General features: G+C 67.0%; 12 protein-coding genes and 1 pseudogene. 5 read left to right on the top strand and 8 right to left on the bottom strand.

The genetic code is table 11. The features are described 5' to 3' along the window. Positions 1-53: 53 nt before the first annotated feature. Positions 54-824 (top strand): deoxyribonuclease IV, encoded by a 771-nt coding sequence (locus AB0H42_RS26990; protein ID WP_357060835.1) that lies wholly within the window; start codon positions 54-56, stop codon positions 822-824. 169 nt (positions 825-993) lie between these two features. Next, complete coding sequence (locus AB0H42_RS26985) at positions 994-1,929, top strand: TauD/TfdA family dioxygenase (RefSeq protein WP_357060832.1); 936 nt, start codon at positions 994-996, stop codon at positions 1,927-1,929. A 406-nt stretch (positions 1,930-2,335) separates the two neighbouring features. On the opposite strand, the pseudogene AB0H42_RS26980 reads toward AB0H42_RS26985, so the two are convergent. The 3 genes and pseudogenes from AB0H42_RS26980 to AB0H42_RS26970 form a co-directional block, all read right to left on the bottom strand. Then, positions 2,336-2,482: pseudogene (locus AB0H42_RS26980) on the bottom strand (IS5 family transposase); the annotation flags it as partial. Positions 2,483-2,859: 377 nt separating this feature from the next. Continuing rightward, the gene (locus tag AB0H42_RS26975) at positions 2,860-3,465 is read right to left on the bottom strand and encodes a CGNR zinc finger domain-containing protein (protein ID WP_357060829.1); all 606 of its coding nucleotides are present in this window, start codon (positions 3,463-3,465) and stop codon (positions 2,860-2,862) included. Positions 3,466-3,565: 100 nt separating this feature from the next. Further along, complete coding sequence (locus AB0H42_RS26970; protein ID WP_357060826.1) at positions 3,566-3,868, bottom strand: antibiotic biosynthesis monooxygenase; 303 nt, start codon at positions 3,866-3,868, stop codon at positions 3,566-3,568. Positions 3,869-4,205: 337 nt separating this feature from the next. On the opposite strand from AB0H42_RS26970, the gene AB0H42_RS26965 reads away from it, so the two are divergent. Together AB0H42_RS26965 and AB0H42_RS26960 are read left to right on the top strand one after the other, a co-directional pair. Beyond that, entirely contained in the window at positions 4,206-5,123 is a 918-nt protein-coding gene (locus tag AB0H42_RS26965) for an NAD(P)H-binding protein (protein WP_357060824.1), read from the top strand. 75 nt (positions 5,124-5,198) lie between these two features. After that, positions 5,199-5,837 carry a TetR/AcrR family transcriptional regulator gene (locus AB0H42_RS26960; RefSeq protein ID WP_357060821.1) on the top strand — a complete coding sequence of 213 codons (639 nt, stop codon included), beginning with the start codon at positions 5,199-5,201 and terminating at the stop codon, positions 5,835-5,837. A gap of 273 nt (positions 5,838-6,110) precedes the next feature. Here the strand turns inward: AB0H42_RS26960 and AB0H42_RS26955 are convergent, their stop codons facing one another. The 5 genes from AB0H42_RS26955 to AB0H42_RS26935 form a co-directional block, all read right to left on the bottom strand. Continuing rightward, positions 6,111-7,262, bottom strand: a complete 1,152-nt coding sequence (locus tag AB0H42_RS26955) for an MCE family protein (RefSeq protein WP_357060899.1) — start codon at positions 7,260-7,262, stop codon at positions 6,111-6,113. A 285-nt stretch (positions 7,263-7,547) separates the two neighbouring features. Further along, positions 7,548-8,033, bottom strand: a complete 486-nt coding sequence (locus tag AB0H42_RS26950) for a glutathione peroxidase (RefSeq protein WP_357060818.1) — start codon at positions 8,031-8,033, stop codon at positions 7,548-7,550. Next, entirely contained in the window at positions 8,030-9,256 is a 1,227-nt protein-coding gene (locus tag AB0H42_RS26945) for a cytochrome P450 (RefSeq protein ID WP_357060897.1), read from the bottom strand. Before AB0H42_RS26945 ends, AB0H42_RS26950 begins: the two co-directional genes overlap by 4 nt. Beyond that, positions 9,253-10,053, bottom strand: coding sequence for an SDR family oxidoreductase (locus AB0H42_RS26940; RefSeq protein WP_357060817.1), 801 nt, complete (start codon positions 10,051-10,053; stop codon positions 9,253-9,255). Before AB0H42_RS26940 ends, AB0H42_RS26945 begins: the two co-directional genes overlap by 4 nt. Then, entirely contained in the window at positions 10,053-11,258 is a 1,206-nt protein-coding gene (locus AB0H42_RS26935) for a cytochrome P450 (RefSeq protein ID WP_357060814.1), read from the bottom strand. Before AB0H42_RS26935 ends, AB0H42_RS26940 begins: the two co-directional genes overlap by 1 nt. 311 nt (positions 11,259-11,569) lie before the next feature. Between AB0H42_RS26935 and AB0H42_RS26930 the strand changes: the two genes are divergently transcribed. Next, positions 11,570-13,039, top strand: a complete 1,470-nt coding sequence (locus AB0H42_RS26930; RefSeq protein WP_357060812.1) for an aldehyde dehydrogenase — start codon at positions 11,570-11,572, stop codon at positions 13,037-13,039. The last annotated feature ends 1 nt before the right edge of the window (position 13,040 follow it).

Below are 13,040 nucleotides of genomic sequence, written 5' to 3'. Positions count from 1 at the left end.
GCCCGGGCGCAACACGAGAGCCGGTTGTCGGTTCGGGCCGATAGTCTGACGCCATGCGCATTGGAGCACATGTCCGCACGGAGAGCGACCCGATCGGGTACGGCGAGCGACTCGGCGCCGATGTCGTCCAATTGTTCGTAGTGGATCCGCAGAGTTGGGACAAACCCACACCGCATCCGGCGACCGAGCAGATCCTGGCCAGCCCGATCGATGTGGTGGTCCATTCCTCCTATCAGATCAATGTGGCCAGCACCAACAACCGGCTGCGGATGCCGTCGCGTAACGCGGTGGCCCAGCAGGCGCGGGCGGCGGCCGATCTCGGCGCGTTCGGGCTGGTCGTGCACGGCGGTCATGTGCGCAATGACGACGAGATGGAGGCCGGTTTCGTCAACTGGCGCAAACTTTTCGAGCGCCAGCAGGACAAGGGCGGTTTCGCGGTCCCGATCCTGATCGAGAACACCGCCGGTGGCAACCACGCCATGGCCCGGCATTTCGACAATATCGCCCGCCTCTGGGATGCGGTCGGCGAATACGGGGCCGGGTTCTGCCTCGATACCTGTCACGCCTGGGCAGGCGGGGAGGATCTGGTCGGCGTGGTCGAGCGGATCCGGGGCATCACGGGCCGGATCGATCTGGTGCACCTCAATTCCTCCCGGGACGCGTTCGATTCGGGCGCGGACCGGCATGCCAATTTCGCCGAGGGCACCATCGATCCGGATCTGCTCACCGAGGTGTGCCGGAGCGCCGACGCGCCGGTGGTGCTGGAAACCCCCGCCGAGGGTATCGCCGACGATCTGGCCTATCTGCGCGAACATCTGGGCTAGCGGCGCGCGCCTCCCGGCCGACGCTGCCTCCCGGGACGAGATCACGACGGTGGCCCGCGCACGGGTGGTGGCACCGTTGTGATCAGCGCGACCGCAATCCTGGTCGGTGCGGGACCCCGGTGGTGTGCTCGAGAAGCGAACGATTCCGCTCTCGATCCGTGAGGTGCTCATGACATCCGAAAACGCCACCCCCGCCATCCTCCCCACCGTGGTCAAGCTCGGGTCCAGGATCGGCGCGCGCATCGACGGAGTACGACTGGGCGGTGACCTCGGACCGGCGGCCGTCGAGGCCATCCGCAAGGCGCTGGTGGAACACAAGGTGATCTTCTTCCGCGGCCAGGATCAGCTCACCGAAGACGGCCAGTACGAGTTCGCCGGACTGCTCGGCAGCCCGACCACCCCGCATCCGACGGTCACCTCGCACGGCGAGAAGACCCTGGCCATCGACTCCGAATACGGCAGCGCCAACAGCTGGCACACCGATGTCACGTTCGTGGACCGCATCCCGAAGGCGTCGATCCTGCGGGCGGTGACCCTGCCGCCCTACGGCGGCTCCACCACCTGGGCCTCCACCGTGGCCGCCTACGATTCGCTGCCCGAGCCGCTGCGGCTGCTGGCGGAGAACCTGCGGGCGGTGCACACCAATGTCTACGACTATGTGGGCCGCCACGGTGAGCACCCGGACGAGAAGACCAAGGAGCACCGCGCCGAGTTCGAGTCCTCGCTCTACGAAACCGAGCACCCGGTGGTGCGGGTCCATCCGGAGAGCGGCGAACGCGCGCTGCTGCTCGGCCATTTCGTGCGGAACTTCGCCGGCTTCTCGACCACCGAATCGCAGGCGCTGTTCCGGATCCTCCAGGACCGGGTGATCCGGCTGGAGAACACGGTGCGCTGGGATTGGCAACTCGGCGATGTCGCGATCTGGGACAACCGCGCCACCCAGCACTACGCGGTCAACGATTACGACGGCCAGCCGCGCCGGCTGACCCGGATCACCCTTGCCGGTGATATCCCGGTGGGTGTCGACGGCCGGCCGAGCACCGTCATCTCCGGTGATGCCGGTCACTACTCGGTGGTCGAGGCACCGCGCGCGCTGGCCTCCTGAGCCGGTCGGCCTCCGCGGTCGGGGTATGCGCCGAGGTCCGCCGGGTAAACCCGGGTGCGACCGGCCGCGGGGGCATCCGCCAGACTGGTGGGCATGAACTACTGGCCACCGACAGGTTCGCCCCAGGCGGCACCGGGCGCTACCGGAACCTTCCCGGCCGATTCCCGAGCCGGCGGCGCGGTCCGGGTGCGGATCACTCCGCGCCGCCCCCGCGGCGGCGGTGCGGGGGTCGCCCGGTGACACGACGTCGTACTGCCCGCGGCCCACGCAGCCGCAACCGTCACGAACTGCGTGCCCCCGCGCACCGGCGGCCGACGGTCCATCCCAACCCCGCGGGCCTCAGTGACAAGCCCTGCGGCGGCGTGATGTGTGTCCGTCCCGGGCCGGGGCAACCCGAGGCCGGGTCCTAGGCAGTGTCTCCCAATAGTCGGAGCCATTCGGTGATAAGTGTCAGGAGCAGCCCGGCGCGGTAGGCCAGGGCGAGTTCGTCGTATCCGGTAGCGATGGCGCGCCATTGCTTGATTCTGTTGAAGGCGCGTCCGACCACGTTGCGGCGTTTATTGATGACAGAGCTATAGCGCATATGCTTATGTCATAACGGCGGCGTGTCGCAGCGTGGACACGGTTGCGAACGCGACGACCGCGCCACAGCGCCCATGTACGAGACAGCAGGTGGCGGCACGCTCGCGCTCGCTGCCCAGGTCCCGGTGAGCGCGGCCTTCGGCGATTCCGGCAATGGCCGTCGAAACTGCGAACTGTGGCCGGCGATACGGTTCGGGGCCGCGGCGATTTCGGTGTTACTCCGCGCCGTGGTCGCGGCGGTCGGCCTCCACCCTGCCCGCTGTGCCGGCCGGCAGGCCGCGCCCGCCCGTCAGCGGCAACCCATGGCGACCGCGCCTTCGCCGGTGCGCACGGAGCGAGATCTCCGATTCACGAAGGCCGTTCGGCCGCGGTTTTCCGCCTCGCCCGCGATGCGCGCAGGTTGGCGAGATTGCCGCAGGTGAGCACATCATGCCAAGCGCCGCTGTTGTTGGGCGATCGATCGTAGAAAGCTCCAGGGCAACGCGGATTGCGGCAGGTCTTCAGCCGGCGGAAGGTGTTGCTCACCTGGGCCTGGTGCGCCTCGATGGCCATCGCCGACATGATCCGGCGCCACCCCTGCCCGACCGGCTCGAGCACCACCGCGCCGTCCGGCCCAACGACCGCGTTGACGTCGACCTCCGCGATCGAGGCAATGGGCTCAGGTCCGCCCTCGTGCCCGCCACGGCGGCGAACCGCCTCGGCGATGCGCGTCCGGACACCACGCAACTCGCCCAGGTCGTCCTTTGTGAGCCTGACTTGCCGGTACGTCCGCCCGGTGACCTCGGACCACTGGCGCAGCGCGTCGTCGGCCCACTCTTGCGCGGAGCGCACCGAATCGAGCAGATCCGCGGTTTCGGGCCGGGCCCGCGGCCTCGTGTTCAAGAAGTCCTGAATCAGCGCCAAGCCACCGGGCGCCGTCGACAGCTCGTACCGTTGGGAGGCTGGCCATGACATGGCATCAGTTTAGAGCCGTCCGATACTGCACTGACCCCGTCGCGGCGCGGGGCCGGCACGCCGAGAACCCCGCACCGCGAGGGCGCTCGTGCAGGAACCGCTACGCCGGCAGTTTCGTCGCGAGAAGGTCCACCGGCGTGATGACCGGCGGCGTGGCGAACAACTCGTCACCCCGGGCTTCGATCTCCTCCCGAACCTTGCCCTGCAGGTGAACTTCGCGGTCGTCCTCCGTCTCGAACGCGTCGAAGATGCGGAACGACGAGGGGCCGAGCCGGAACGCGAACCAGGCCAGCGTCCCGGGCTCGGCATCGACGAGTTTCTCGGCGTCGACCAGGAACCGCGCGACGTCGTCCTCCTTTCCTTCCCGGGCCTCGAACTCCACGAAGAATCCGTATGCGGGCATTGACTCCACCTTTCCGATCCAACTGGCACTTCACCAGAAGCTACGTGGCGCAACCGCACCGTCTCGCGTGCATCGCGCCGATCTCGAGCACTCATTCGGCCACACTCGAGCGCCGACTATGACAGAACCATATCGATTGTGATTATGTCTACTACAACTGCCGTCCCGTTGAGTAGTCGCGAGTTCCGCGGGGTCGCGGGACGATGCGGCCGCCCGGCCCGGGCCCGACCCACACGCGACTCAGCGGAGATTCTTGGCATACCAGTCCATAACGAGTAACGTTCTTGTCGAACCAGTCCAGAATGGATCGGATCACACAGCTATGGAGAGGATTCTCATGAGCACCAGCGATCGCCGTTTCCTGATCACGGGCGCAGCAGGCAAGACAGGCGCAGCGACCACCCGCCTCCTGCTCGAGCAGGGGCACGCCGTGACCGCGTTCGTGTACCGAGAGGACGAGCGGTCGCATGCTCTGGCCAGAGCCGGCGCTGACGTCGTGGCGGGCGATCTACGCGACTTCCGCGATGTGAGCGCGGCGATGGTGGGCGTCGAAAGCGTTTACTTCTGCTACCCGGTCGAGCCGGGGCTGATCGAAGCGACGGTCAACGTGGCGCAGGCTGCCGCCGAAGCCGGCGTGGACGCGGTGGTCGACATGTCGCAGGTGTCAGCACGCCGCGACGCGAAGAGTAACGCCGCACGACAGCACTGGATCGCAGAGCGACTCCTGGATCGCGGCCCCTTCCGCACCACGCACCTGCGGCCGACGTTCTTCGCAGAGTGGATCAACTGGGGCTGGCTCGGTGGTGGCGAGCCGGGAGTGCTGGCGTTGCCCTTCGGCGCCGGACGGCACGCGCCGATCGCGGGTGACGACCAGGCGCGCGTCATCGCCGCCGTTCTCACCCACCCCGCGCCGCACGACCGTCAGATCTACCCGCTCTACGGGCCCGTCGAGATGAATCACGACGAAATCGCTGCCGCGATGTCGCGAGCCCTCGGTACAGCGGTCCGGTACGAGCCGATCAGTGTGGAGACTTTCCAGGCCGGCCTCCTGGCCCGTGGCGTGTCGCAGCACCTCGTCCAGCACCTGGGCAATGTGGCTGTCGACTACCGGAACGGCATCTTCGCCGGAACCAACAACCTTGTCGAGGTCATCACCGCTCAGCCACCCATGACAGTCGAGGACTACGTCGCAGCCAACCGCGAAACTTTCGACGTCGAAGCCGGACGCTTCGCAATCGCACCTACCGCCGCGTAGCCGCCCGGACCCGGGCGGACCTGCCGCCCGGACGGTTGTGGACCAAACTGTCAAGAACGGGCTAATCTGGCCACCATGGCACGCCCACGGAGTTTCGATCGGAACCAGGTCCTGGCCGCGGTCGAACGCCAATTCCGACGTACCGGGTACTCAGGCACGAGCCTCGACGATATCGCGGCGGTCACCCGCCTGGGCCGCGGCAGTTTGTATGCGGCGTTCGGGGACAAACACCGGCTGTTCCTGCTCACCCTCGGGGAATACTGCGATCGCAAGGCAGCCGAGGCAGAGAGCATGCTGACCGGCTCTGACGAGTCGGCCCTTCAACGCCTGCACGCCTATCTGACCGGCAACGCGCGCTTCGCTTTCGACGATCTGGACGGACTGGGCTGCATGGCCGGGAAGTTCGCGCTCGAAGTCGGCAGCTCGGATCCGGAAGCCGCGGAACTGATCGGCGCGTGCTTCACCCGGCAGCGTGCGGCGATCGAGGAATGCCTCGAGTCGGCGCGCCGGCACGGGGATCTCGATCCCGCGTCCAACCCTGCGGAGCTGGCCGCCATGCTGCTCGCGCTCGTCCGCGGCATCGACGTGATGGCCGGGGCGCGCATGGCCGGGAAACCCATGACGGCCGCGGTCCGGCAGGCGCTCGCCGGGTTGCCCGCCACCCGGCGAGGGCGGCGGGTCGTACAGCAGGTACTCGACGGCGGCGCCGCCTGACGTCACGCCGGGAAATCGTTGCCCACCCGGCCGGATTCTTCGGTCGCTGGCACAGCGAATTGTGAGTGCTCCGACTGCACCGTTGCCCACGCATCCAGTCGCACGTCAAGGCGGCGCGGTGACTCCAGACCCCGCTTGTGAATCGGCTGTCGGACGCTCGGACAGAATCAGCCCGTCCGTGATGCCGTAACCGGCGACCGGTCCGGGCAGCCCGAACTGCAATACATCTCGAAGCTCGCCCTAGTGGGTGCACCCGCTAGTACCGCCGCGTACTCAGCGCATCCCGGGCATCCCGGCGAAGAGCACCTCGAACACGGTCGGGTGGTTCCGGTAGATCCGGGTGGACGGGACGAACGGATCGACCTCCGAGGTATCGGTGACCACGTAGTCGGCGTGGCTACCCGGCGCCCGGTCCAGGACGCCCGAGCAGCGTGGCCCGCCGGTGGCGTTCACCTTGGGCAGATCGTTCGGGTACTGATAGGCCTCGGCTCCGTACATGAAACTCGCGTTGAACGAGGCGCCCGGGTTGCGCCCGCCGAAGAGGTCCTCGGCCAGCGGCATGGCCTTGGCGATCCCGCTGACCACGCAGAACAGCGCCGGTTTGTAGGCGTCGAGCAGGTCGGTGGTGGGCCGGAGCAGGTCCAGCGCGGTGGCCAGGTCCCGTTCGTTCTCGGTGAGCACCGCGCCGGTGGTGTCGGCCAGGCCGATCGTATCCAGCAGCAACGCGTCGAAGTTCTGCTCGTTCTCGGTAAGGGTGTGACTGAGCGCGGTGGCGTTGTCGACCGTGCGCAGCAGATCCGGGGCGGTGTCGGCGTAGAGGTCTGTCACCGCGGCGGCGGCCTGGAAATCGTGCCGGAGCGCGGGAATGCTCGGATTGATCTCGCGTAGCAGCCGGTCCGCGTCCACCAGCAGATCGCCGAGTCGCTCGCCGCGCCCCTGCAGCGCGGTACCGAGCGCGGTGAGCGTGGCGTTCAGTTTCGCCGGTTCGACCATGTTCAGAACTTCGGTGAGCCGCTCGAACAGCGTATTGAATTCGACGGTCACCGATTCGCCGCGCAGGACCTGACCCGGTCGCAGGCGGCCGGCGGGCTGGGCCGGCTCCAGGAAGTTCACGTATTTGGCACCGAACACCGTGGTGGAGCGAATATCGACTCCGGCGTTGCCCGGGACGAGCCGCATAAGGTCGGGGTTCATCTCGAGTTCGAGGCGAACCTCCCCGTTACCGGATTCGATCTTGCCGACCCGGCCGACCTCCGCGCCCCGGAATTTCACCTTGGCGTCGGGATCCATCACCAGCCCGCTGCGCGGTACCACGACCGATACCGGTTCCTTCGGCGTGAAGCCGCCGAAGAACATGATCAGCGAGAAGACCACGGCCAGGGCGATGATCAGCACCATCCCCAGCGCCGCGAGCTTGTACTGCACGGCGGCCCAGACCTTGCGCAGTGTCGTTGTCGGCCGATCGGACCGATTGTGTATCGGTACCACCACTCACCTGCCTCGAGCCGTTCGGCACCCCGGCGTGCCCGAACTGAACCGGATTTATGTCCAGACAGTTGTCCATGTTATGGCCGATTCAGTCCGGGCGGGCGGTTTTCGCCGATCACGTCCGGATTGCGACGTATCACGCGGTTTTCGCAGGTAGAAAGTGAAAAAGGCCCGCTCACAACTGGGTGAGCGGGCCTCGATCATAAGCCGTTACGGCATCGGTTACAGCGCTTTCTCGATCGCCGCGACCAGCGTGTCCGCATCCGGTGCGGTAGTGGGCCGGAACCGCCCCACCACACTCCCGTCCCGGTCGATCAGGAACTTCTCGAAGTTCCACTGCACATCACCGGCCGCACCCTCGGCGTCGGGGGTTTCGATGATCTCCCGGTACAGCGGATGCCGGCCGTCGCCGTTCACCTCGATCTTCTCCAGCAAGGGAAAGTCCACACCGTAGGTGGTGGAACAGAACTGCTGGATCTCCTCGGCGCTGCCCGGCTCCTGCCCCATGAACTGGTTGCACGGCACACCGACCACACTGAAACCGCGGTCACCGTAGTTCTTCTGCAGTTCGACCAACCCGGTGTACTGCGGTGTGAGACCGCATTTCGACGCGACGTTGACCAGCAGCACCACCCGGTCGCCGACCAGCTCACCGAGCGTGGACGCCGAACCCGACAGCGTGTTCACCGGAATATCCCGAACGTTCATTGGTAGCGCACCTGCCAACTCTTGATTCCGTTGATCCACCCCGATCGCAACCGTACCGGATCGGAAACGGAGGCAAGGTCGGGCATGGCATCGGCGATCGCGTTGAACATCAGGTCGATTTCCAGCCGGGCCAGATTGGCGCCCACACAGTAATGGGTGCCGGTACCGCCGAATCCGACATGCGGATTCGGATCGCGCAGGATATCGAAGGTGAACGGTTCGTCGAACCCTTCTTCGTCGAAATTGGCGGAACTGTAGAACAATCCGAGACGCTGCCCCTTCTTGATCTCCTGTCCGCCCAGGATGTGATCGGCGGTGGCGGTGCGCTGGAACGCGGTCACCGGAGTGGCCCAGCGCACGATCTCGTCCGGCGCGGTCCGCGGCCGCTGCTCCCGGTACAGCGCCCACTGTTCCGGGTTGTCCACGAACGCCTTCATCCCGTGGGTGATGGCATTGCGAGTGGTCTCGTTACCGGCCACGGCGAGCAGGATGACGAAGAACCCGAACTCGTCGGAGGCCAGTCCCTCCCCGTCGACATCGGCGTTGACCAGCTGGGTGACGATATCGTCGGCCGGACACGACCGCCGCTGTTCGGCCATGTTCCAGGCGTAGCCGAGGATCTCCGCCGAGGCCACGGTCGGGTCGCCGTATTCGGGATCGTCGTAGTTGAGCATCTGGTTCGACCAGTCGAACACCTTGCGCCGGTCCTCCTGCGGGACCCCGAGCAGTTCGGCGATCGCCTGCAGGGGCAGTTCGCAGGCGACCTGGGTGACGAAATCGCCACCGCCGCTCTTCTTCGCCTCGTGCACGATGCGGTGCGCGCGCTCGGTGAGCGCCGCGCGCAATCCCTCCACCGCCCGCGGAGTGAAACCTTTGGAGATTATCCGCCGCACCTTGGAATGCTTCGGGGGATCCATGTTCACCAGCAGCGCTTCGGTCAGCTGCATCTGATCGGGGGTGATATCGCCGGGCAGCCGGACAATGGACCCCTTCTCCTGCGAGGAGTACAGCTCCGGGTTGCGGGACAGTTCCTTGACATCCTCCAGCGTGCTGACCACCCAGTAGCCGCCGTCGTTGAAGCCACCCGAGGTCTCGTCGGACTGGGCGTTCCACCACACCGGCGCCGTCCGGCGCAGCAGCGCGAATTCCTCGACCGGACTGCGATCGGCCCACAGTGCGGGGTCGGTGAAATCGAACCCCGGGGGCAGTGCGGTTGTCATCAGGCGTCCTTTCCTTCTTCCGGGAGCGGTCGCAGCGGCGCTTCCGGTTGCACCTCGACCAGCACGAGATGGGCACCCCGCGGGGTGCCGACGACCGCGGACACCGCCCGGGCCAGATCGGAGGCACGCAACATGTACGGATGCCGCGCCAGCCCCCAGGCCTGCCAGGACTCCAGCAGCGGTCCCACTACCTCGGGCGAGGCATTCATGCCCATCCCGGTAACGGTCGGACCGGGCCGGACCAGCGAGGCCCGGATACCGGTGCCTTCGAGTTCCATCCGCAGCTGCTGCACCATCGCCTCGACTCCGGCCTTGGCGGCGCTGTAGGCCCCGTTCCACGGCCGCGGCAGCGGCGCACAGTCGGAACTGATCAGCACCACGTCGCCGCGCCGGCGGGCCAGCATGCCGGGCAGCACCGCATGGGCCATGCGGTGCGCGCCGATCAGATGGATCTGCACCTGCTGCGCGAAATCGGCCGGGTCCATGTCCTGGATGAGGCCGAATTCGATATCACCGGCCCCGGAGACCAGGATCTCGGTGGGTCCGATGGCCGCCTCGGCCGCGGCGACGAATTCGTCCACCGAGGCCTGGTCGGTCACATCGAGGCGGTGGGCGAACGCGGTACCGCCGTCGGCCCGGATCTTCCCGGCCAGATCTTCCAGGATCTCCACCCGGCGCGCGCCGAGCGCCACCGGATGGCCCTGCGCGGCCAACTCCACGGCGGTGGCGGCGCCGATACCCGACGAAGCGCCGGCCACGATGGTCGGCCGTTTCCCGGGATGGGGATCGAACCGGGGCATTACCGCACCTCCACGGAGATCGGGAGCTTGGCGAAGCCCCGCACATTGGACGAGTGCACGCGGACGAATTCGTCCTCGCGCACCCGGTAGGACTTCACCCGCGCGGCGAATTCGCGCAGCGCGACCGTCGCTTCCAGGCGGGCCAGATGGGCGCCGAGGCAGAAGTGCACACCGGCGCCGAAGCTGGCCAGATTGCCCTTCTCGGCGCGGTCCAGGTCGTAGCTGTCGGCCTCGTCGAAGACCTCGCCGTCCCGGTTGGCCGAACCGATCAGCAGCAGCACCTTCGACCCCGCCGGGACGATCCGGCCGTGATACTCCAGATCCTCGGTGGCGGTCCGGGCGACGATCTGACTGGACGTGTCGTAACGCAGGGTCTCCTCGACCCAGTCCGGGACCCGCTCCGGATCGGCGGCGACCTTGGCGTATTCCGCCGGGTTGTGGCCCGCCCAGTACAGGGCGTTGCCCAGCAGTTTGGTGGTGGTCTCGTTCCCGGCCACCACCATCAGGAACATGAATCCGATGATCTCGTCGTCGGTGAGCCGGTCCCCGTCGATCTCGGCCCTGAGCAGCGCGGAGGTGAGGTCGTCGGTGGGGTTCTCCCGGCGCTGGGTGACCATGTTCGAGTAGTAGACGACCAGGTTCAGCGAGGCCTCGATCGCCGAATCCGGGACATCGGTCACCCCGTCCTCGCGGTGCATGACCATATCGGCCATATGGCGGATCTCGTCGCGGTCGGCGGCCGGTACACCCATCAGCTCGGAGATGACGTCCATCGGCAGTTTGCCCGCGAAGTCCTGGATCCAGTCGAAATCGCCGCGCTCGAGCGCCGGTTCCAGGTATTCCAGCGTCAGTTCCCGGATGCGGGTCTCCATATCGGCCACCCGCTTGGGGGTGAAACCTTTGAACACCAGCTTGCGCATCCGCATATGCCGGGGGTCGTCCATGGCGAGGAACGACATGGTCTTGTGCGCGTGCGGCCCCCAGGCCGCGGGGTCGAGCGAGACGCCGTTGGCATTCGACAGCGCGGCGGCGTTGCGGAATCCCGCGGTGACATCCGCGTGCCGTGACAGCGCGTAGAAATCGAGTTCGGCGTTGTAGTAGAGCGGCGCCTCCGCGCGCAGCCGGGCGTAGACCGGGTACGGGTCTTCGTGGAAGACGTAGTCGTAGGGATCGAACGTCACCGGCTCCAACGATGCGGCCGTCATCGGACCCACCTCTGTTTCGATAACGAGTTCTCGCCGGACACGATTGCTCGGCCGCCGGGGAGAGACACATAGCTGGACATGTGTCTGGACGGTACCAGCGGCGCGGCCCCGCGACAATGATCGTACGGGAATTGACTGCTCAGAAGCGCCGTGACAGCCGAACCGGAATATCGGCCCGGACAACCGCTCCCCTTCGGGCCGAGTGTGCGGCACGATCAGCACGGAGCGCGAACGATAGAACCCGTTCTTGCACTCGAGAAAGAGTCCGGACTATATTCCATACACCTGTCCAGACAGTATTGGGGTCTTTCATGAACAGTCTTCTGCCCGGCGACAGTTCTCGACTGCTGATCGGCGGCAGCCTCGTGCCCGGCGGCAACGGCGTGTTCGAGAATGTGAACCCGGCGACCGAAGAGGTCATCGGCACCGCGGCCGACGCGGACGCCGCCGATATGAATGCCGCGATCGCTGCCGCCCGCACCGCCTTCGACGACACCGACTGGTCCCGCGACCACGCGTTCCGGGTGCGCTGCCTGGAGCAATTACAGGCCGGCCTGAAGGCGCACGCGGAGGAACTGCGGGAGATCACCGTCGCCGAGGTGGGCACGCCGATCATGTTCACCAGCGGACCCCAGCTCGACGGACCCGTCGAGGACCTGAGCTTCGCCACGCAACTGGCCGCGAACTACGAATGGGAAACCGAACTCGGCGTGGCCGCGCCGATGGGTATCCGCACCCACCGGGCGCTACGCCGCGAAGCGGTCGGCGTGGTCGGTGCGATCACCCCGTGGAACTTCCCGCACCAGATCAACTTCGCGAAATTGGGCCCGGCGCTGGCCGCCGGCAACACCGTCGTCCTCAAACCCGCCCCGGACACCCCGTGGTGCGCGGCGGCACTGGCCTCGATCATCACTGCGGAGACCGAGATCCCGCCCGGGGTGGTCAATATCGTCACCTCCGCCGATCACGGCCTCGGCGCCCAGCTCTCCGGTGACCCGCGGGTGGACCTGATCAGTTTCACCGGGTCCACCCACACCGGCCGCGCCGTGATGGCCTCGGCCGCGGCCAATCTCAAGAAGACCTTTCTAGAACTCGGCGGGAAGTCCGCGTTCATCGTGCTCGACGATGCCGACCTCGCCACCGCGGTGAGCTACGCCGGATTCTCGCTGTGTGTGCATGCCGGCCAGGGCTGCGCCCTGTCCACCCGCCTGCTGGTACCGCGGAGCAAATACGAGGAGGCACTCGAGGCCGCCGCGAACACCATGCGCGGTATCCGTCCCGGCGACCCGGCGAACCCCGGCACCGTATGCGGGCCGGTGATCTCCGACCGCCAGCGCAGCCGGGTGCTCGGCTATATCGACAGCGCCCGCGCCGACGGCGGCCGGATCGTGGCCGGCGGCGGCCGCCCGGCCGAACACGACCGTGGTTTCTATGTCGAACCCACCGTCATCGCCGACCTGGACAACAGTGCCAAGGCCGCCCAGGAGGAGATCTTCGGCCCGGTCCTGGTGGTGCTCCCGTACGACGGCGACGACGACGCCATCCGGATCGCCAACGACTCCCCCTACGGCCTGTCCGGCGCGGTGTGGGGTAAGGACCCCGAGCGGATTCGCCGGGTCACCGACCGGGTGCGCACCGGCACGCTCGGCGTCAACGGCGGTATGTGGTACAGCGCCGACGCGCCCTTCGGCGGCTACAAACAGTCCGGTATCGGCCGCGAGATGGGCGTCGCCGGGTTCGAGGAGTACCTGGAGACCAAACTCGTCGCCACCGCGCGGTAGT

This window comes from Nocardia sp. NPDC050799, from assembly GCF_040654015.1.
Lineage (GTDB): Bacteria > Actinomycetota > Actinomycetes > Mycobacteriales > Mycobacteriaceae > Nocardia.
Note: the sequence above shows the minus strand (reverse complement) of the source record. Positions and strands in the feature narration are given on the sequence as shown.